The organism is Neorhizobium sp. PAMB6716 (assembly GCF_058242805.1).
Genome location: NZ_CM177835.1, coordinates 1,868,854 through 1,890,227, shown reverse-complemented (window position 1 = coordinate 1,890,227; position 21,374 = coordinate 1,868,854). Strand labels below are relative to the sequence as shown.

The 21,374-nt window shown below is 59.5% G+C and carries 16 protein-coding genes and 3 tRNA genes; 17 read left to right on the top strand and 2 right to left on the bottom strand.

The window, feature by feature from the left end:
• Positions 1–222: 222 nt before the first annotated feature.
• From AC4CWH_RS09230 to AC4CWH_RS09210, 5 genes are all read left to right on the top strand, one after another.
• Positions 223–699, top strand: coding sequence for a chemotaxis protein CheW (locus tag AC4CWH_RS09230; protein ID WP_491321286.1), 477 nt, complete (start codon positions 223–225; stop codon positions 697–699).
• Positions 700–768: 69 nt separating this feature from the next.
• Complete coding sequence (locus tag AC4CWH_RS09225; protein ID WP_491321285.1) at positions 769–1,275, top strand: putative pterin-binding protein; 507 nt, start codon at positions 769–771, stop codon at positions 1,273–1,275.
• The gene (locus tag AC4CWH_RS09220; RefSeq protein WP_491321284.1) at positions 1,275–3,551 is read left to right on the top strand and encodes an ATP-binding protein; all 2,277 of its coding nucleotides are present in this window, start codon (positions 1,275–1,277) and stop codon (positions 3,549–3,551) included. Before AC4CWH_RS09225 ends, AC4CWH_RS09220 begins: the two co-directional genes overlap by 1 nt.
• A gap of 13 nt (positions 3,552–3,564) precedes the next feature.
• The gene (locus AC4CWH_RS09215) at positions 3,565–4,626 is read left to right on the top strand and encodes an HD-GYP domain-containing protein (RefSeq protein WP_491321283.1); all 1,062 of its coding nucleotides are present in this window, start codon (positions 3,565–3,567) and stop codon (positions 4,624–4,626) included.
• A gap of 63 nt (positions 4,627–4,689) precedes the next feature.
• A complete protein-coding gene (locus tag AC4CWH_RS09210) occupies positions 4,690–5,118 on the top strand; it encodes a response regulator (RefSeq protein ID WP_491321282.1) in 429 nt (142 codons plus the stop codon).
• A 44-nt stretch (positions 5,119–5,162) separates the two neighbouring features.
• Here the strand turns inward: AC4CWH_RS09210 and rlmB are convergent, their stop codons facing one another.
• A complete protein-coding gene (rlmB, locus tag AC4CWH_RS09205; RefSeq protein ID WP_491321281.1) occupies positions 5,163–6,047 on the bottom strand; it encodes a 23S rRNA (guanosine(2251)-2'-O)-methyltransferase RlmB in 885 nt (294 codons plus the stop codon).
• A 205-nt stretch (positions 6,048–6,252) separates the two neighbouring features.
• On the opposite strand from rlmB, the gene AC4CWH_RS09200 reads away from it, so the two are divergent.
• From AC4CWH_RS09200 to rpoC, 12 genes are all read left to right on the top strand, one after another.
• Positions 6,253–6,337: transfer RNA gene (locus AC4CWH_RS09200), tRNA-Tyr, on the top strand.
• Between the two features lie 29 nt (positions 6,338–6,366).
• Positions 6,367–6,440 (top strand) — tRNA-Gly (locus AC4CWH_RS09195).
• 168 nt (positions 6,441–6,608) lie between these two features.
• Positions 6,609–7,784, top strand: a complete 1,176-nt coding sequence (gene tuf, locus AC4CWH_RS09190; protein ID WP_491321278.1) for an elongation factor Tu — start codon at positions 6,609–6,611, stop codon at positions 7,782–7,784.
• 446 nt (positions 7,785–8,230) lie between these two features.
• Positions 8,231–8,306: transfer RNA gene (locus tag AC4CWH_RS09185), tRNA-Trp, on the top strand.
• 195 nt (positions 8,307–8,501) lie between these two features.
• Positions 8,502–8,702: a preprotein translocase subunit SecE gene (gene secE / locus AC4CWH_RS09180; protein WP_491285356.1), complete on the top strand. Its 201-nt coding sequence runs from the start codon at positions 8,502–8,504 to the stop codon at positions 8,700–8,702.
• Positions 8,703–8,719: 17 nt separating this feature from the next.
• Entirely contained in the window at positions 8,720–9,250 is a 531-nt protein-coding gene (nusG, locus tag AC4CWH_RS09175) for a transcription termination/antitermination protein NusG (protein WP_491281746.1), read from the top strand.
• A 149-nt stretch (positions 9,251–9,399) separates the two neighbouring features.
• Positions 9,400–9,831, top strand: a complete 432-nt coding sequence (gene rplK / locus AC4CWH_RS09170; protein WP_491281745.1) for a 50S ribosomal protein L11 — start codon at positions 9,400–9,402, stop codon at positions 9,829–9,831.
• Positions 9,832–9,833: 2 nt separating this feature from the next.
• Positions 9,834–10,529, top strand: a complete 696-nt coding sequence (gene rplA / locus AC4CWH_RS09165; RefSeq protein WP_491281744.1) for a 50S ribosomal protein L1 — start codon at positions 9,834–9,836, stop codon at positions 10,527–10,529.
• Between the two features lie 340 nt (positions 10,530–10,869).
• On the top strand, positions 10,870–11,388 hold the full coding sequence (rplJ, locus tag AC4CWH_RS09160; protein ID WP_491281743.1) for a 50S ribosomal protein L10: 519 nt from the start codon (positions 10,870–10,872) through the stop codon (positions 11,386–11,388).
• Between the two features lie 68 nt (positions 11,389–11,456).
• Positions 11,457–11,831: a 50S ribosomal protein L7/L12 gene (rplL, locus tag AC4CWH_RS09155; protein WP_491281742.1), complete on the top strand. Its 375-nt coding sequence runs from the start codon at positions 11,457–11,459 to the stop codon at positions 11,829–11,831.
• Positions 11,832–12,086: 255 nt separating this feature from the next.
• Positions 12,087–16,223, top strand: a complete 4,137-nt coding sequence (gene rpoB / locus AC4CWH_RS09150; protein WP_491321280.1) for a DNA-directed RNA polymerase subunit beta — start codon at positions 12,087–12,089, stop codon at positions 16,221–16,223.
• A gap of 184 nt (positions 16,224–16,407) precedes the next feature.
• Positions 16,408–20,619, top strand: a complete 4,212-nt coding sequence (gene rpoC / locus AC4CWH_RS09145; RefSeq protein ID WP_491321279.1) for a DNA-directed RNA polymerase subunit beta' — start codon at positions 16,408–16,410, stop codon at positions 20,617–20,619.
• 164 nt (positions 20,620–20,783) lie between these two features.
• Here rpoC and AC4CWH_RS09140 read toward each other — a convergent pair whose 3' ends face one another.
• On the bottom strand, positions 20,784–21,077 hold the full coding sequence (locus AC4CWH_RS09140) for a transcriptional regulator (protein ID WP_491281739.1): 294 nt from the start codon (positions 21,075–21,077) through the stop codon (positions 20,784–20,786).
• Positions 21,078–21,374: the final 297 nt, after the last annotated feature.

Below are 21,374 nucleotides of genomic sequence, written 5' to 3'. Positions count from 1 at the left end.
CGAAAGCCGGGTGATGCGGTTCAGCGTCCCTTCCGTGATGATTGCGGGCCCGGCCTGGAGCCTTTGCCGCGCAGCCGGCCGCTTGCATTCGGGCATGCAGGACAGAGCTGAACGCGGCTCGGAACATCAGGAATTCACCATATCCGGGCAAGGCCTTCTGCTGCTTTCCAGCAGACGACGCCTGTCCTGTTCTGCCCGCCTCCCGGCGGCACCTGTTTGCAGATGACAAGAGAGGGACGGTCCGCCATGGCGTCATCCGACATATTTGAGATCATTGCGTTTCGGCTGGGCGCGCAGAATTTTTGCATTCGCACCACCAGCGTGCGCGAAATCCGCGGTTGGGCGCCTTCCATGCCGATCCCCAATGCGCCGGGTTATGTGCTGGGCGTGATGAACCTGCGCGGCACCGTCATTCCGACGATCGATCTGGCCTATCGTCTTGGCATGGCGCCGGCCGAGCGTAGCGAGCGCAGTGCAATCGTGGTGGTGGAGGCAGGAGCCGAGATCATCGGGCTGCTCGTCGATCACGTCACCGACATGCTGTCCGTCTCCGCCGAACAGTTGCAGCCGGTGCCCGATGTCGTCTCCTCCTTCGATAGCCGCTTCTGCGATGGCATCATCACACATGCGGAGGGAATGATCTGCTTCATCAACGTGCAGCGTCTGTTTGGTGGCGATAGCCTGTCGGAAGCCGCCTGACGCTCCCGCCGCCAGGATGGCGGCGGTTCTGACCCTGTCCCGGAACCATTGACCCGAGCGAGTGACCCTATGCGTATCCTTGCACCCCTTGCCGTTCTCCTTGCTGCCCTGTCCTTCTCGGCCCCTGCTGCCTGGTCGCTGGATAAGCCGACCGGCCCGGTCATTCTGACCATCAAGGGCAAGCTTGCAACGCCCAATGTCGGCGAGACAGCGCAGTTCGATCTGGCCATGCTGGAAAAGCTTGCCGGGCGCACCGGCACGATGAAGACCCCCTGGACCGAGGGGGAAACGCAGTTTTCCGGGCCCTTGGTGCGCTCCGTCCTGACGGCTGCCGGTGCAAAGGGCAATGTACTGCTGGTGCGCGCCATCAACGATTATTTCGCCACCGTTCCAGCGGAAGACGCGATCAAGCATGACACGATCCTCGCCACCCGCGCCAATGGCAAGCTGATGTCGGTGCGCGACAAGGGGCCGCTCTTCCTGATCTATCCATTCGATCTGGAGCCGGCGCTCTATAACGAGGCCTACTTCTCCCGCTCCGTCTGGCAGATCAAGGAGATTGAGGTCCAGCCGTGATGCCGGCGACCCCTTTCAGCGGCGACGTGATCCGCAAGGCGAGCCGTATCACGGCGATACTGCAGATTTTTGCGGTCGTCCTGCTGGCAATCCTGGTCTCGGTCTATGTGGATATCTCCAGCCGCCAGCGCGACATGCGCGATGCGGTGCGGGAAAATGCCATGTGGTCCGTCTACCAGCTGAACCGGGAAAGCGGGGATCTCGTTCACGACCTGCAGCTGATGCTTTTCAGCGAAAATCTGGCAGAAGACCGGCTGCAGGAATTGTCTGTTCGGTATGACGTGGTCTATTCACGCATGAACATGCTGAAGAAGGCGCAGTTCGAGAAGAATTTCGCCGTCGATGTCGGGGTCGGCAGGCACCTCGATCTGGTCCAGAGGATCATCTTCGACAGCCAGCCGATCTTCGATGCGATTACGGCCGGGCAGCCGGTGTCGCGTCAGCAGTTGCAAGACCTCGACGGCCAATGGTCGAGGCTTTTCCGCGCCACCAGCGATCTGCTCGTTTATACCAATACATTCGTCTCCAGCGAGCGGGCCAAGGCGCGCATCGAGCTGGAAGGCCTGCAACGCAAATCGATCGCGCTGATCGGCCTTCTGGTGCTGTCCGTTGCCTTCCTCATTCTGACACTGCAACGCCAGTTGCGCAGCGTGCAGGCCGCCGGCGTCAGCCTTGAGGCGATGGCCGAGCAGCTCAGCGTGTCCTTTCAGGCGGCAGAGGCAGGGAACCGGGCAAAATCGCAGTTCATGGCCACGATGGGGCACGAGATCCGCACCCCGCTTAACGCCATTCTGGGCATGGTGGAACTCCTGGAACTTGGCCGGCTTTCGCCGGAGACGTCTGCCCATATCCGCACCATCCGCCGCTCCGGAGAGGCGCTCCTCGATATCATCAACGAGATCCTCGACTACGCCAAGATCGAGCATGGCAAGCTGGAGCTTGAGCGCCGTCCGGTCGATCTTCAGGGGCTTGCGGAAACCTGCACCGACATGATGCGCGGGCGCGCGGCGGAGGCGGGAAATACCGTAACGCTCGAGCTGGCCGGCGACTGGCGTGCCCGCACGGTCCTGTCTGATCCAACGCGGCTGCGCCAGGTCATCCTCAACTTCATGAGCAATGGGGTGAAATTCACGCAAGGTGGCCGGGTGACGCTTCGCATGCGCCAGACGCTGCGCAAAGGCGTGCTCTGGCTGCGCGTCGAGGTGCAGGATACCGGGATCGGCATCGACGAGGAGGGCAAGGCCAAACTGTTCCAGCCCTTCTCGCAGGTCGATGCCAGCATCAGCCGCCGCTATGGCGGAACGGGGCTCGGCCTGATTATCTGCAAGGAGATCATCGATCGTTTCGGCGGATCGGTCGGCGTCGACAGCACGGTGGGCGAGGGCAGTACCTTCTGGTTCGAAATGCCGATCGAGGCGACAGATGCGGTGGTCTCGTCGCAGGGCGAAAGAGACAATGCGCCGCTTGCAGCGCTGAGGCGCCTCCGGATCCTCGTGGCTGAAGACAACAAGGTCAACCAGCAGGTGATTCTCGGTTATCTCGATCACCTCGGCCAGGACGCCACGCTTGCGGAAAATGGTGCGCTGGCGGTGGAAGAGGCCGGCGCCAAACATTTCGACCTCATCCTGATGGACATGCAGATGCCGGTCATGGACGGTATCGAGGCGACGCGCCAGCTGCGCGCCGGTTCCGGGCCGTGCTGCGATGTGCCGGTGGTGGCCCTTACCGCCAACGCATCGGAAGAAGACCGTCGCCTCTGCCTTGAGGCCGGCATGACGGGCTTTCAGGCAAAGCCGATCGGCATTGCCGTTCTGCACCGGTTGATCCGCGAGATGGGCGGCAGCAGCCGGGAGGAGGCGGTCGCCGTACAGAGCCAACCGCCGGCCACAATACCGAAACCGGCTGCCGTGTCTCATCCCGTTGCGCCCGCCGTCTCGCCGCAGGTTGCAGCCACCGTTTCGGCGCGCCGGCAGGAGATTGCCGAGATTCTTGGCGAGGACGGGTTCCAGGAACTGCTGGATGCATTTTTCGAGGATGCCGTGGATATCCTGGCGGGCCTCCATGCGATGCTTGCCAGCGGCGAGCGGCAAAAGCTCGATCCGCTGCTGCACAATCTGAAGGGCTCTGCCGCCAATATCGGCCTGATGGACATTTCAGACCTGTCGCAGGCGCTTCGCCATTCGGACCCGGCTCCTGCCGATATCGAACGACTGACGCAGATGGTGGACGTCGCGCGTCAGTCCCTTTCCGCAAAAGACCAGACCGCCGCTGCATAAGGATAGAGAGACGATGAAAATTCTCGTGGTCGACGACAACAAAACCAACCTGATCCTTCTGAAGAAGTTGGCCGGTACGGTGTCCGGCTGCACGGCCATTGCCTTCTCAGGCCCGGAGGAAGCGCTCGGCGCGATGCCGGAGCTGGATTTCGATATCGGCGTGATCGATTTCCAGATGCCGGTGTATAACGGCGTCGACCTGCTGATCGAGATCCGCCGCTTTGAAAAATACCGCGACAAGCCCTTTGTTGTGGTAACCGCCGATGGCGATACGCAAACGCGCATGACAGCCATCAACGCCGGCGCCATCGATTTCTTGACGAAACCGGTTAACCCGGCCGAGTTTCAGGCGCGCATCCGCAATCTCGTGGCACTCGTCAATGCGCGCAATCAGCTGGCGGAAAAGGCGGCCTGGATCAAGAGCGAGGTGGAAAAGGCCGTCGATGAACTGCGCGAGCGCGAACAGGAAATCATCTACCGCCTGACGCTGGCTGCCACCTACAAGGATACCGATTCGGCCCTGCATACGCTGCGCGTCGGCGCTTATGCCGAGGCGATTGCCAAGGCTTATGGCCTGCCGCCCGCCATCTGCAGCGATATCCGTATTGCAGCCCCCATGCACGATATCGGCAAGGTCGGCATTCCCGATGCCATGTTGCTGAAGCGCGGCACCTATGTCGATCCGGAAGTGACCTATGTCAAAAGCCACGGCGCCATCGGCGGCCATATTCTCGGCCAGTCGCGGATCAGCCTGCTGCAGCTTGCCGCCGATATTGCAAGCGCCCATCACGAGCGATTCGACGGACAGGGATATCCTGAACGGCTGGCCGGAGAGGACATACCGCTTGCCGGGCGCATCGTGGCGATTGCCGACAGTTTCGATGCGTTGACGATCGCGCGGCCGTACAAGGAAGCCTGGAGCATGGAGCGGGCCGTGCAGCACATCAAGGAGCGCGCCGGGTCGCAGTATGATCCGCTCTGCGTTGCCGCGTTCGTGAAGAGCCTGCCGGTTATCCGCCAGATCATGGCGGTGCATCCCAGTGTCTCGAATGATGAGATGGCGGAGGCCGGTTAGGCGGCATGGTATTTACGGGCGGGCGCCGGTGAAGCAGGAACCTTTGCGCACAATACACGTTGCGTGTATCAAGAATGGCAAAGCGAGGGGGCCATGGCATTCAGAATACTGGTCGTTGAGGACCAGCTACTCATCGCGCTTCACATTGAGGAAGCCGTCCTTGCTCTCGGCCATGAAGTGGCGGGGATCGCGGCCAATCGCGCCGATGCATTGCGGCTGTCGGACGCGTGCGACATCGCGTTCGTTGACGTGCAGTTGCAAGACGGTCCGACCGGACCGGAGATCGGCCGAAGCCTTGCGGCAAACGGCACGACCGTTGTCTTCATGACAGCCAATCCGGAAGCGCTTTCGGGCGGCATCCCGGGTGCGCTTGGCGTCATTTCCAAACCCCTGTTTGATCTGGAACTGATTGGCTCGATCCAGTATGCCGCCGAAGTGCGTGCAGGAAACGATGCGCTGCCGCCGGAGCGGATGCGCCGTTTCGTCTCCTGACGCTTGCCGTCTGCACCTCGGTTGCGCCTTGATCTTCCAGGCGGTCAGCCCTTGGCATCACCCAGATGCCGACGCGATGCATAAAGCGCGATGGCTGCGGCATTCGACACATTGAGCGACTTGATGGCGCCCGGCATGTCGAGGCGTGCTAGCGCCGTGCAGGTTTCGCGCGTTTTCTGGCGCAGACCCTTGCCTTCCGATCCGAGCACCAGCGCAACCTTTGCGCCTGCAAACGTGCCTTCCAGCGGCTGCGGACCTTCCGAATCGAGACCGATGGTCTGGAAGCCGAGGCGGTGCAGCTCGCCCAGCGCATCGGCAAGGTTCGTCACCTGGATATAGGGGATCATTTCGAGCGCACCGGAGGCGGATTTGGCGAGCACGCCTGATTCCGTCGGGCTGTGACGCTGGGTGGTGATGATCGCACCGGCCTCAAAGGCAACGGCCGAGCGCATGATGGCGCCGACATTGTGCGGGTCGGTGACCTGATCGAGAACGAGAAGCAGCGGGCTTTCCTTCAGCGCCTCAAGCCGGCGCGCCGGCAGCGGCCGGGTTTCCAGCATAACACCCTGGTGAATGGCGTCGGGTCCGAGAACCTTGTCGATATCCTGCGGCGACGCCATTTCCACCGGGTAGGGGAGGCTCTCGGCCGGTCCGATATCCAGGCGCGCAAAGGCGTTCTGGGTCACGGTCAGCTTGATCAGCTTGCGCTCGCGGTTGTCGAGGGCGGCCCGCACGGTGTGGAGGCCGTAGAGATAGACGACATCGGGCGAAAGCTGCGGCGGCGTCCAGTCATCATTGCGACGGCTGCGGCGGTCCTGCTGCGGGGTGGGGATTTCGCCACGCTCACGCTTGGCGTCGCGCACCTGTCGGCGCAGCGTCGCGTAATGGGTGTCGCGGGCGGATTTGTCGGGGCGATCTTCCTTGCTCATGGCCGCCTTATATACATGAGGCGTCGTTCGGCATAGTCCCGGCCTCTGTCCACAGGCTGCCGCAGAGATTTAAATTTTCTGTCATTTTTCGTTTGCAGTCGTGTTGACAGAGGCGAGCGGGGCAGTCATATACGCCGCCGTGACTGAGGCAAACGACTTCGCCGCAGACACAGACGAGCTTGGTCTTCGGTCCAGACAGAATACTGGAGGGATGCCCGAGTGGTTAAAGGGGACGGACTGTAAATCCGTTGGCTCAGCCTACGTTGGTTCAAATCCAACTCCCTCCACCATTCTGATCTTCGACCGACAAGCCACCCCCGCGGGTATAGCTCAATGGTAGAGCAGCAGCCTTCCAAGCTGAATACGCGGGTTCGATTCCCGCTACCCGCTCCAAGTTTCAAAGACGATAGCAAGCCTCCCGTCGGGAGGTGCCGCAACCTCCGGGCCTTGTACGGGCAGGCGGCGTAATTATATCTTGCGCATCGAACGGGAAAGCCGTAAACGGCGACACCAAATCCGCACGCGCGGGTCCATCATTCTTTTTGATCACAGGAAGCATCAATGGCAAAGAGCAAGTTTGAGCGCAACAAGCCGCATGTGAACATCGGCACGATTGGCCACGTTGACCACGGCAAGACGTCTCTGACGGCAGCGATCACGAAGTATTTCGGTGAATACAAGGCGTACGACCAGATCGACGCTGCACCGGAAGAAAAGGCACGCGGCATCACCATCTCGACGGCACACGTCGAGTATGAGACGCCTGCTCGTCACTACGCGCACGTCGACTGCCCCGGCCACGCCGACTACGTCAAGAACATGATCACGGGTGCTGCGCAGATGGACGGCGCGATCCTGGTTTGCTCGGCTGCCGACGGCCCGATGCCGCAGACCCGCGAGCACATCCTGCTCGCCCGTCAGGTTGGCGTTCCGGCAATCGTTGTCTTCCTCAACAAGGTTGACCAGGTTGACGACGCCGAGCTTCTCGAGCTTGTCGAACTGGAAGTGCGCGAACTTCTGTCGTCCTACGACTTCCCGGGCGACGATATTCCGATCATCAAGGGCTCGGCTCTTGCTGCTCTGGAAGACAGCGACAAGAAGATCGGCGAAGACGCGATCCGCGAACTGATGGCAGCGGTTGACGCTTACATCCCGACGCCTGAGCGCCCGATCGACCAGCCCTTCCTGCTGCCGATCGAAGACGTATTCTCGATCTCCGGCCGTGGTACGGTTGTGACGGGTCGCGTTGAGCGTGGCATCGTCAAGGTTGGCGAAGAAGTCGAAATCGTCGGCATCCGCGCGACTTCGAAGACCACTGTGACCGGCGTTGAAATGTTCCGCAAGCTGCTCGATCAGGGCCAGGCTGGCGACAACATCGGCGCTCTGGTTCGTGGCGTTCAGCGCGATGGCGTTGAGCGTGGCCAGATCCTGTGCAAGCCGGGTTCGGTCAAGCCGCACAAGAAGTTCATGGCTGAAGCCTACATCCTGACGAAGGAAGAAGGCGGCCGTCATACGCCGTTCTTCACCAACTACCGTCCGCAGTTCTACTTCCGCACCACCGACGTGACCGGCATCGTGTCGCTTCCGGAAGGTACGGAAATGGTTATGCCTGGCGACAACGTCACCGTTGAAGTCGAGCTGATCGTTCCGATCGCGATGGAAGAAAAGCTGCGCTTCGCGATCCGCGAAGGCGGCCGTACCGTCGGCGCCGGCATCGTCGCTTCGATCGTCGAGTAATAGTTTTTCCCGCAAGGGAATAAGAAGAGCCTCGCCGGCAACGGCGGGGCTTTTTTGCGTTTTGTCGCGATGCGAATCGCACAGCGGCGTTGCGGTCGTTCTAATGACACAAGAAATAGCTCAAGCGAATCGCCTGCGCGGTGATTCCCTGCGCGCGAAACCGGCTACAATAGCGGTCGCGCAAGCGGCGTTTCGAGCGCCTTCTTTACAGAATGCGGCCACAACGACTGTCTGCGCGGCGTCAACGACGCGCCAGGAGCCTGTCGTTGCGGGAAATGCTGCAAAGCCTTGAAGCCGAATGCCAAAACCATGTGAACAATGTTTTCCACCGTGTCAGAAAATGCGTCAAATTCGACAAATCCCCTTGCCAAGCCGCTTTGTGCATCTTAAAGAGCGCCATGTCTTCAAAAGGGGCCGTCATCAACGGCAGGCTTCTTGCGACGAATAGGGGTATAGCTCAGTTGGTAGAGCGGCGGTCTCCAAAACCGCAGGTCGTCGGTTCAAGCCCGGCTGCCCCTGCCACTTTTTCCAGGCGCGCGACATGAGCATTTCATTGGCGCGTCGCAGGAGGGCAGGCCGGCCCATATCGGCAAATTGCATGGATGCTGTTTTTCCCCTTGTGAAAGGGAAGGGCTGTGTTTATGTAGGGTACAAACAGACACGCGGTGCGTGGGGCTGATTAATCTCAGCTTGCGCGCCGTAATTGCGTGGGCAGTCATGGCATCCAAAACCAATCCATTCGCGTTTCTGCAGCAGGTGCGCACCGAAACGTCCAAGGTAACCTGGCCTTCTCGTCGTGAGACGATGATCTCCACGGCCATGGTGCTCGTGATGGTTGTTTTTGCCGCGCTGTTCTTTTTTGCGGCTGACCAGCTGATCGGCTGGCTCATCCGGCTCGTGCTGAACATCAGCATTTAAAATTTGTGGAGATGAAGATGGCGGCTCGTTGGTACATCGTCCACGCGTATTCGAATTTCGAGAAGAAGGTTGCCGAGGATATCGAACATAAGGCTCGCCAGAAGGGGCTTGAGCATCTGTTCGAAAAGATCCTGGTGCCGACGGAAAAGGTTGTCGAAGTTCGTCGCGGCCGCAAGGTCGATACCGAGCGCAAGTTTTTCCCAGGCTACGTGCTGGTGCGCGCCAACCTGACGGATGAGGCCTACCACCTCATCAAGAACACCCCGAAGGTGACTGGTTTCCTCGGTTCCGACAATAAGCCGGTTCCGATTCCGGACTTCGAGGCCGACCGCATTCTGGGCCAGGTCCAGGAAGGCGTCGAGCGGCCGAAGTCCTCGATCTCGTTTGAGATCGGCGAGCAGGTTCGCGTCTCCGACGGTCCCTTCGCTTCGTTCAACGGCATCGTTCAGGATGTCGATGAAGAGCGCTCGCGCCTCAAGGTCGAGGTGTCGATCTTCGGTCGCGCAACGCCGGTCGAACTGGAATACGCTCAGGTCGAGAAGGTCTGAGTTTCAATAGGGAAGGCAACTTCCCGAACCCCGCGTGGGAGGATGACGGTCTCTAAGCCGGACCGTTCAGACGCACCACGCAACCGCAGCCGCTGGCATTGTCCGGCATATCTGGACCGGGCAACCGGTTCCCATTGAAAGGCAGAGAAATGGCTAAAAAAGTAGCAGGCCAGCTCAAGCTCCAGGTCAAGGCAGGATCGGCTAACCCGTCCCCGCCGATCGGCCCGGCTCTTGGTCAGCGCGGCATCAACATCATGGAATTCTGCAAGGCGTTCAACGCTGCCACGCAGGAAATGGAAAAGGGCATGCCGATCCCGGTCGTCATCACCTATTACCAGGACAAGTCCTTCACCTTCGCAATGAAGCAGCCGCCGGTTACCTACTGGCTGAAGAAGGAAGCAAAGATCACGTCCGGTTCCAAGACGCCCGGCAAGGGCGCCAACATCGGAACGATCACCAAGGCGCAGGTCCGCACCATTGCCGAAGGCAAGATGAAGGATCTGAATGCAGCCGACATCGAAGGCGCAATGCTGATGGTTGAGGGCTCTGCCCGCTCCATGGGCCTGGAAGTGGTGGCTTAATCATGGTCAAGGTTGCAAAGCGTATCCAGAAGAGCCGCGAAGGCATCGATCCCACCAAGCTGATTGCTCTTTCCGACGCAATCTCGCTGGTCAAGGAACGGGCTACCGCCAAGTTCGACGAAACCGTTGAAATCGCCATGAACCTCGGCGTCGATCCGCGTCACGCAGACCAGATGGTCCGCGGCGTGGTCAACCTGCCGAACGGCACGGGCCGTGACGTTCGCGTTGCTGTTTTCGCACGTGGCGCCAAGGCTGACGAAGCTCGCGCTGCCGGCGCTGACATCGTTGGTGCAGAAGACCTGCTCGAAATCGTCCAGGGCGGCAAGATCGACTTCGATCGTTGCATTGCCACGCCTGACATGATGCCGCTCGTCGGTCGTCTCGGCAAGGTTCTCGGCCCCCGCGGCATGATGCCGAACCCGAAGGTCGGCACCGTCACCATGGACGTCACGGGCGCCGTCAAGGCTTCCAAGGGCGGCGCTGTCGAGTTCCGCGTCGAGAAGGCTGGTATCATCCACGCCGGCATCGGCAAGGCATCGTTCGACGCCAAGGCTCTCGAAGAAAACATCAAGGCATTTGCTGACGCCGTCATCAAGGCGAAGCCGGCTGGTGCCAAGGGCAACTACCTGAAGCGCGTTGCGCTCTCCTCGACCATGGGTCCTGGCGTGCGCGTCGAGCCTTCGACGGTAACGGCCTGATTTAAGTTTTGACCGGAGCGTCATGCTCCGGTCTACAAAGTTTCCGGCCTTTCGGGGCCGGAAATGCCTGGTGTCAAAACCAGGCACTCCTGTCCGAGATTGTGGGCGGCCTCCGGGCCTTAATATCTGCCTGCATGAGACGGGTGAGATCCGGTATTTAAACGTCTGATGACGTCTTGAAGTTCGGTTCGAGCCTTATTCGCCTTTTGGCTGGATGAAAATCCAACCGGAGGGGACAGGATCCTCAAGCGTCGCTTGGGATCTCGAAATGGATCCCCTGAGGCAAAGGCAAACCCGGTGGGGCCTGCAGGATTGCGGTCCCATCAACTGGAGACAGACAGTGGAAAGAGCGGAAAAACGCGAATTCGTCACGGAGCTGAACGAAGTCTTCAAGGCTTCCGGTTCGGTTGTCGTGGCCCACTATGCTGGTGTCACAGTTGCGCAGATGAACGACTTCCGTTCAAAAATGCGTGCTGCTGGCGGCACCGTCAAAGTCGCGAAGAACCGCCTGGCCAAGATCGCTCTTCAGGGCACGGAAGCCGAAGGGATCACCGATCTCTTCAAAGGTCAGACGCTGATTGCTTACAGCGTTGACCCGATTGTGGCTCCGAAGGTCGTCATGGATTTCGCCAAGACCAACGACAAGATCGTTGTGCTCGGCGGCGCCATGGGAACAACCACGTTGTCGGCAGATGCAGTCAAGTCGCTTGCGACCCTGCCTTCGCTGGACGAACTGCGTGCAAAGCTGGTCGGCATGATTCAGACCCCGGCTACCCGCATCGCAGCTGTTGTGGCAGCACCGGCAGCTCAGCTTGCCCGCGTGTTTGCGGCCTATGCAAAGAAGGACGAAGCCGCGTAAGGCGGTTTTTCGCTGTTCATACCCTAACCCGTTCGTTTCGAACCGAACAACATTAAGGAACTAATACCATGGCTGATCTCGCAAAGATCGTTGAAGACCTCTCCGCTCTGACGGTTCTGGAAGCTGCTGAGCTTTCCAAGCTGCTCGAAGAAAAGTGGGGCGTTTCGGCTGCTGCACCGGTAGCTGTTGCTGCTGCTGGCGGCGCTGCTGCTGCTGTCGTTGAAGAAGAAAAGACCGAATTCGACGTTATCCTCGTTGAAGCCGGCGCTAACAAGATCAACGTCATCAAGGAAGTCCGCGCCATCACCGGTCTCGGCCTCAAGGAAGCCAAAGACCTCGTCGAAGGCGCTCCGAAGGCTGTCAAGGAAGCTGTTTCCAAGGGCGAAGCTGCTGACCTCAAGAAGAAGCTCGAAGACGCTGGCGCCAAGGTCGACGTCAAGTAATATCGAAATGCGATGGGGGAGGGCTTGTCTGCCCTCTCCCGTTGTCCATTTCATCGGAACTGATTACCCAAAAGCCCGTGAAACGGCTTTTGGGTAATGGGTTCTTCAAGAGGATGGTTTCTCCTCGGCGCATACGGCAATCCGGCCGGTGTCTCGAGAGCGGAAACGAGATTGAACAACTCATGATCGACGGGGTCGACTGGCCATCGCACACCGTCCGTTGCAGGCCCGGATGCAATTTTTGAAGGAGCGACGATGGCTCAGACCCTTTCGTTCAATGGTCGTAGGCGCGTACGCAAGTTTTTCGGAAAAATTCCCGAAGTTACAGAAATGCCGAACCTCATCGAGGTTCAGAAGGCTTCATACGATCAGTTTCTGATGGTTGAAGAGCCAGCCGGCGGTCGCCCCGATGAGGGGCTTAACGCCGTTTTCCGGTCGGTGTTCCCGATCACGGATTTCTCCGGTGCTTCGATGCTGGAATTCGTTTCCTACGAATTCGAGCCGCCGAAGTTCGACGTCGAGGAATGCCGTCAGCGCGACCTGACCTATGCAGCGCCGCTCAAGGTGACGCTGCGCCTCATCGTGTTCGATATTGACGAGGATACGGGTTCCAAGTCGATCAAGGACATCAAGGAACAGTCCGTCTACATGGGCGACATGCCGCTCATGACCGACAACGGCACGTTCATCGTCAACGGCACCGAACGCGTCATCGTATCCCAGATGCACCGTTCGCCGGGCGTGTTCTTCGATCACGACAAGGGCAAGAGTCATTCCTCGGGCAAGCTTCTGTTTGCTGCCCGCGTCATCCCCTATCGCGGTTCCTGGCTCGATATCGAATTCGACGCCAAGGACATCGTCTATGCGCGTATCGACCGTCGCCGCAAGATCCCGGCCACCTCGCTGCTGATGGCGCTTGGCATGGACGGCGAAGAAATCCTGTCGACCTTCTATTCGAAGGCTGTCTACGTGCGCGACGGCAATGGCTGGCGCGTTCCGTTCCAGCCCGATACGCTGAAGGGTGCCAAGACGCTGTCGGAAATGGTCGACGCCGATACGGGTGAAGTTGTTGTCGAATCCGGCAAGAAGCTCACCCCGCGCCTGTTGCGCCAGTTGGTCGACAAGGGCCTGAAGGCTCTGAAGGCTTCCAATGAAGACCTCTTTGGCAATTTCCTTGCCGAAGATCTGGTCAACATGGAAACCGGCGAAATCTACATGGAAGCCGGCGAAGAAATCGACGAGAAGAATCTGCCGAAGATTCTCGACGTTGGTTTCGACGAGATCCCGATTCTGGGCATCGACCACATCAATGTCGGCGCCTATATCCGCAATACGCTGTCTGTGGACAAGAACGAGAACCGTCAGGACGCTCTCTTCGACATCTACCGCGTGATGCGTCCGGGTGAGCCGCCGACGATGGAATCGGCCGAAGCCATGTTCAATTCGCTGTTCTTCGACAGCGAACGTTATGACCTGTCGGCCGTTGGCCGCGTCAAGATGAACATGCGTCTCGACCTCGACGTGGCCGACACCGTGCGCACACTGCGCAAGGACGACATCCTGGCCGTGGTCAAGATGCTGGTCGAACTGCGCGACGGCAAGGGCGAAATCGACGATATCGACAACCTCGGCAACCGTCGTGTTCGCTCGGTGGGTGAATTGATGGAGAACCAGTATCGCCTGGGTCTTCTGCGCATGGAGCGCGCCATCAAGGAACGCATGTCGTCGATCGAAATCGACACCGTGATGCCGCAGGACCTGATCAACGCCAAGCCGGCAGCGGCTGCAGTGCGTGAATTCTTCGGCTCCTCGCAGCTGTCGCAGTTCATGGACCAGGTGAACCCGCTTTCGGAAATCACCCACAAGCGCCGTCTTTCGGCTCTTGGACCGGGTGGTCTGACCCGCGAGCGCGCAGGCTTTGAAGTCCGCGACGTTCACCCGACCCATTACGGCCGTATCTGCCCGATTGAAACGCCGGAAGGCCCGAACATCGGTCTGATCAACTCGCTGGCCACCTTTGCCCGCGTCAACAAGTACGGCTTTATCGAAAGCCCGTACCGCAAGATCATCGACGGCGTCGTCACCAAGGAAGTGATTTACCTCTCCGCCATGGAAGAGGCAAAATACTACGTGGCGCAGGCCAATGCCGAACTCGACAAGAACGGTTCGTTCGTCGAAGAGTTCGTCGTTTGCCGTCATGCCGGCGAAGTCATGCTGTCGCCGCGCGACACCATCAACCTGATGGACGTTTCGCCGAAGCAGCTGGTCTCTGTTGCCGCCGCTCTCATCCCGTTCCTGGAAAACGACGACGCCAACCGCGCCCTCATGGGCTCGAACATGCAGCGTCAGGCCGTGCCGCTGGTGCGCGCCGAAGCGCCGTTCGTTGGCACCGGCATGGAACCGGTCGTTGCCCGTGACTCCGGCGCTGCCATCGCTGCCCGTCGTGGCGGTGTGGTTGACCAGGTCGACGCGACGCGTATCGTTATCCGCGCCACGGAAGATCTGGATGCTGGCAAGTCCGGCGTCGATATCTACCGCCTGCAGAAGTTCCAGCGTTCCAACCAGAACACCTGCATCAACCAGCGTCCGCTGGTGGCTGTCGGTGACATCCTGAACAAGGGTGACATCATCGCGGACGGTCCTTCGACCGACCTCGGCGACCTGGCTCTCGGCCGCAACGCGCTCGTCGCGTTCATGCCGTGGAACGGCTACAACTACGAAGACTCGATCCTGATGTCGGAACGCATCGTCTCCGACGACGTGTTCACCTCCATCCACATCGAAGAATTCGAAGTGATGGCACGTGACACCAAGCTTGGTCCGGAAGAAATCACGCGCGACATTCCGAACGTTTCGGAAGAAGCGCTGAAGAACCTCGACGAAGCCGGCATCGTCTACATCGGTGCGGAAGTGGCTCCTGGCGACATTCTCGTCGGCAAGATCACGCCGAAGGGCGAAAGCCCGATGACGCCGGAAGAAAAGCTTCTGCGCGCCATCTTCGGCGAAAAGGCATCGGATGTGCGCGACACATCCATGCGCATGCCGCCCGGTACGTTCGGCACGATCGTCGAAGTGCGCGTCTTCAACCGCCATGGGGTGGAAAAAGACGAACGCGCGATGGCCATCGAGCGTGAAGAAATCGAGCGTCTTGCCAAGGACCGTGACGACGAACAGGCGATCCTTGACCGTAACGTCTACGGCCGTCTGATCGAGATGCTCCGTGGTCAGGTCTCCGTTGCCGGTCCGAAGGGCTTCAAGAAGGGCGTCGAGCTGTCCAACGCGGTTGTTTCCGAATATCCGCGTTCGCAATGGTGGATGTTTGCCGTCGAGGACGAAAAGGTCCAGGGCGAAATCGAAGCCCTGCGTGGCCAGTACGACGAATCCAAGTCGCGCCTTGAACAGCGCTTCATGGACAAGGTCGAAAAGGTCCAGCGCGGCGACGAAATGCCTCCTGGTGTCATGAAGATGGTCAAGGTTTTTGTCGCTGTGAAGCGCAAGATCCAGCCAGGCGACAAGATGGCCGGCCGTCACGGCAACAAGGGCGTTGTTTCGCGCATCGTTCCTGTCGAAGACATGCCGTTCCTGGAAGATGGCACGCATGTGGACATCTGCTTGAACCCGCTCGGCGTGCCTTCGCGCATGAACGTCGGTCAGATCCTCGAAACCCATCTGGCCTGGGCTTGCGCCGGCATGGGCAAGAAGATCGGCCAGATGCTCGAAGACTATCGCAAGACGATGGACATCAGCGAACTGCGCACCGAACTCACCGAGATCTATGCGTCTGAATCGCATGACGAGGTGAAGCGCTTCGACGACGAGTCGCTCGTTCGCCTGGCCGAAGAAGCCAAGCGTGGCGTGTCCATCGCAACGCCGGTCTTTGATGGTGCGCACGAGGAAGACGTCTCGGCCATGCTCGAAAAGGCAGGCCTGCACACGTCCGGCCAGTCGGTTCTCTATGATGGCCGTACCGGCGAAGCGTTCGACCGCAAGGTCACCGTGGGTTACATGTACATGATCAAGCTCAACCACTTGGTCGATGACAAGATCCACGCACGCTCCATCGGTCCGTACTCGCTCGTGACCCAGCAGCCGCTCGGCGGCAAGGCACAGTTCGGCGGTCAGCGCTTCGGGGAAATGGAAGTCTGGGCTCTGGAAGCCTATGGTGCTGCCTATACCCTGCAGGAAATGCTGACGGTGAAGTCGGACGACGTGGCCGGCCGTACCAAGGTCTACGAAGCGATCGTGCGCGGCGACGACACGTTCGAAGCGGGCATTCCGGAGAGCTTCAACGTTCTCGTCAAGGAAATGCGCTCGCTCGGACTGTCGGTCGAGCTGGAAAATTCCAAGCTCGATGAGAACGCCGCTGGCCAGCTGCCCGACGCGGCAGAATAAATCGGAAAAGGGCGCGCGCTTTGATGAGCGCGCGCCGTCCCCACCTGCTGCTTCCGATTGCAGGGCAGGGGAATTTCGCCGCATTTCGCGGCTATGACCGTTTTAAGCAGCGGATCGGTCCTCCCGGGTCAAACGGACCGATGACGCTCGCAAGCGAGGGCGAGAGCCCCATAAGGAGATAGGCATGAACCAAGAGGTCATGAATCTTTTCAACCCGCAGGTGCCTGCGCAGCATTTCGATTCCATCCGGATTTCGATTGCATCGCCTGAGAAGATTCTCTCCTGGTCCTACGGCGAAATCAAAAAGCCGGAGACCATCAACTACCGTACGTTCAAGCCGGAACGCGACGGTCTCTTCTGCGCGCGCATTTTTGGACCGATCAAGGACTACGAATGCCTGTGCGGCAAATACAAGCGCATGAAGTACAAGGGCATCATCTGCGAAAAGTGCGGCGTCGAAGTGACGCTGTCGCGCGTTCGCCGTGAGCGCATGGGCCATATTGAGCTGGCCGCTCCGGTTGCCCATATCTGGTTCCTGAAGTCCTTGCCTTCGCGTATCTCGACACTGCTCGACATGACGCTGAAGGATGTGGAGCGCGTGCTCTACTTCGAAAACTACATCGTGACGGAACCGGGCCTCACCGCGCTCAAGGAAAACCAGCTACTGTCCGAAGAGGACTATATGCTGGCGATCGACGAGTATGGTGAAGACCAGTTCACCGCCATGATCGGCGCCGAAGCCATCTTCGAGATGCTGGCTTCCATGAACCTTGAGAAGCTCGCAGGCGACTTGCGCTCGGATCTGGCCGACACCACGTCGGATCTGAAGCAGAAGAAGCTGATGAAGCGTCTGAAGATCGTCGAGAACTTCATCGAATCCGGCAACAAGCCGGAATGGATGATCATGAAGGTCGTTCCCGTGATCCCGCCGGACCTGCGTCCGCTGGTTCCGCTGGATGGCGGCCGTTTTGCGACGTCTGACCTCAACGACCTCTACCGTCGTGTGATCAACCGTAACAACCGTCTGAAGCGCCTGATCGAACTTCGCGCTCCGGGCATCATCATCCGCAACGAAAAGCGCATGCTGCAGGAATCTGTAGACGCGCTGTTCGACAACGGCCGTCGTGGCCGCGTCATCACCGGTGCCAACAAGCGTCCGCTGAAGTCGCTGTCCGACATGCTGAAGGGCAAGCAAGGCCGCTTCCGCCAGAACCTTCTCGGCAAGCGCGTCGACTATTCCGGTCGTTCGGTTATCGTGACGGGTCCGGAACTGAAGCTGCACCAGTGCGGCCTGCCGAAGAAGATGGCGCTCGAACTGTTCAAGCCGTTCATCTACGCCCGCCTCGACGCCAAGGGTTATTCCTCGACCGTCAAGCAGGCGAAGAAGCTGGTTGAAAAGGAAAAGCCGGAAGTCTGGGATATCCTCGACGAGGTTATCCGCGAACATCCGGTTCTCCTGAACCGCGCACCGACGTTGCACCGCCTGGGCATCCAGGCCTTCGAACCGATCCTGGTTGAAGGCAAGGCCATCCAGCTGCATCCGCTCGTCTGCACGGCCTTCAACGCCGACTTCGACGGCGACCAGATGGCTGTCCACGTACCGCTTTCGCTGGAAGCCCAGCTGGAAGCTCGCGTGCTGATGATGTCGACTAACAACATCCTGCACCCGGCCAACGGCGCACCGATTATCGTTCCTTCGCAGGACATGGTTCTCGGCCTCTATTACCTGTCGATTCTGAACCAGAACGAGCCGGGCGAAGGCATGGTTTTCTCTGACATGGGCGAATTGCACCATGCGCTGGAAAATAAGGTCGTCACCCTGCACGCCAAGATCCGTGGCCGTTTCAAGTCGATCGACGAAGAGAGCAAGTCCTATTCGAAGATCTATGAAACGACGCCTGGCCGCATGATCATGGGCGAACTCCTGCCGAAAAACGGCAAGGTGCTCTTCGACATCTGCAACCAGGAAATGACCAAGAAGAACATCTCCAAGATGATCGACACGGTCTACCGTCACTGCGGCCAGAAGGACACGGTCATTTTCTGCGACCGGATCATGCAGCTCGGCTTCACCCACGCCTGCAAGGCTGGCATTTCGTTCGGCAAGGACGACATGATCATCCCGGAAACCAAGGCGAAGATCGTTGGCGACACCGAAACGCTGGTCAAGGAATACGAGCAGCAGTACAATGACGGCCTGATCACCCAGGGCGAAAAGTACAACAAGGTCGTTGACGCCTGGGGCAAGGCCACCGAAAAGGTCGCCGAAGACATGATGGCCCGCATTAAGGCTGTCGAGTTCGATCCGGAAACCGGTCGTCAGAAGCCGATGAACGCGATCTACATGATGTCCCACTCCGGCGCCCGTGGTTCTCCGAACCAGATGCGTCAGCTGGGCGGCATGCGCGGCCTGATGGCAAAGCCCTCGGGTGAAATCATCGAGACGCCGATCATCTCGAACTTCAAGGAAGGCCTGACCGTTAACGAGTACTTCAACTCGACCCACGGTGCCCGTAAGGGTCTCGCAGACACCGCCCTGAAGACCGCGAACTCGGGTTACCTGACCCGTCGTCTCGTCGACGTCGCGCAGGATTGCATCGTCAACCTCGTGGATTGCGGCACCGACAAGGGCCTCACCATGACCGCTATCGTCGATGCAGGTCAGGTCGTTGCCTCCATCGGCGTGCGCGTTCTCGGTCGTACCGCCCTTGACGATATCGATCATCCGGTCACGGGTGAGCGCATCGTTGATGCCGGTCGCATGATCCTCGAGCCCGATGTCATCGAGATCGAAAAGGCCGGCATCCAGTCGATCCGTATTCGCTCCGCGCTGACCTGCGAAGTTCAGACGGGCGTCTGCTCGATCTGCTACGGACGTGACCTTGCACGCGGTACCCCTGTCAACATGGGCGAAGCGGTCGGCGTCATTGCCGCACAGTCGATCGGCGAGCCGGGCACGCAGCTCACCATGCGTACCTTCCACTTGGGCGGCACGGCCAACGTGGTCGACCAGTCCTTCCTGGAAGCCTCCTACGAGGGCACGATCCAGATCAAGAACCGCAACCTGTTGCGCAACTCGGAAGGCAATCTGATTGCCATGGGTCGTAACCTGGCCGTGACGATCCTGGACGAACGCGGCGTGGAACGTTCCTCGCAGCGCGTCGCCTACGGTTCGAAGGTGTTCGTGGACGACAATGACAAGGTCAAGCGCGGACAGCGTCTGGCCGAGTGGGACCCCTACACACGTCCGATGCTGACGGAAGTCGAAGGTATCGTGCACTTCGAAGACGTCGTCGACTCGATCTCCGTGACGGAATCGACCGACGAGTCCACCGGGATCACTAAGCGTCAGGTTATCGACTGGCGTTCGACCCCGCGCGGTATCGACCTCAAGCCGGCGGTTATCCTCAAGGATGCCAGCGGCAATATCCTGAAGCTCGCTCGTGGTGGCGATGCCCGCTACATGCTGTCCGTGGATGCCATCCTGTCGGTTGAGCCCGGCCAGAAGGTATCTCAGGGTGACGTTCTGGCGCGTGTTCCGATGGAAAGCGCCAAGACGAAGGACATCACCGGTGGTCTGCCGCGTGTTGCCGAACTGTTCGAAGCCCGTCGTCCGAAGGACCATGCCATCATCGCTGAGATCGATGGTACGATCCGCCTCGGCCGCGACTACAAGAACAAGCGTCGCGTCCAGATCGAGCCTGCCGAAGACGGTGTCGAGCCGGTCGAGTACCTGATCCCGAAGGGCAAGCCCTTCCATCTTCAGGATGGCGACTATATCGAAAAGGGTGATTACATCCTCGACGGTAACCCGGCACCGCATGACATTCTGGCGATCAAGGGCGTTGAGGCACTTGCCTCGTACCTGGTCAACGAAATCCAGGAAGTCTACCGTCTGCAGGGCGTGGTGATCAACGACAAGCACATCGAGGTGATCGTTCGCCAGATGCTGCAGAAGGTCGAGATCACCGACAGTGGTGACAGCCATTACATCGTGGGCGACAATGTCGACCGCATTGAACTGGATGACAACAATGAGCGCCTGATCGAGGAAGGCAAGAAGCCGGCTTATGGCGATCCCGTTCTTCTGGGTATCACCAAGGCTTCGCTGCAGACGCCGTCCTTCATCTCGGCCGCATCCTTCCAGGAAACTACCAAGGTTCTCACGGAAGCTGCGATCGCCGGCAAGACGGACACGCTGCAGGGCCTCAAGGAAAACGTCATCGTCGGCCGCCTCATCCCGGCTGGTACCGGCGGCACCATGACGCAGATCCGCCGCATTGCGACATCGCGCGACGAGATGATCCTCGACGAGCGCCGCAAGGGCACCGGTGCAAACGTTGCAACGCCGATGCTGCAGGAACTGTCGGCCAGCGACATTCCGGCTGGCGAATAACATCATCAGATCCGGCGCGGTTTTCTCCGCGCCGGGTTTTTGCCGGTGACGTTTCGACGGAACCGGACACGTGGACACAAAAAAAGCGCCTGGAGACATCCGGGCGCTTTTTTGTTGGTCGGGTCGTGGGTGATGATATCCCGCGCAAGGCGGGCGAGGGCGGTTTACTGGAAGCGGATGATCGAGACTTCGCCTTCGAGCGCGCCCTGATAGGCGGCGGCGTGTGGTTCCTCGACGGGCTCTTCGGTCATGATACCGATCTGGTCGAGATCCGCCTCGATGAATCCTTCCTCGGAAAGCGCGTTCAGCGCCTCGCGCACTGCGCTGTCATCGTCGGGCGCGCGCAGCAGGATATGCAGTTCGATGCCCTCGCTGTCTTTGGCCTCATAACCCTTGCCGATGATGATGAAGACCATCGGGGTGTCGTGCTTGTTGTCGTTGTCCGGGTCGGTGATCATGAAAAATTCTGCTCCTGGTGGGAGGGGTGGGACCGACTCAGGATTAGCCGGTGGCTGTCGGTTGATACTTAGCGGCTTGCCATGCAAATCCCAGTGGTTAATGAATTGATGCCTGCCTTTTGCACGGTTGCCTTGCCACAAAAGGGCTGGAAAGGCCGCAGATGCGGGGCATCCGAGGGCTAATTCCGGATTCGGCCTTGACGCGCGGGGGGTAAAACAGTAAACGGCCCCTCATCGGAAGCGATGTGAGGCTTGCCCGTTTGGATCGACTCGTTCCTGACTTGGCCTCAAACAAGG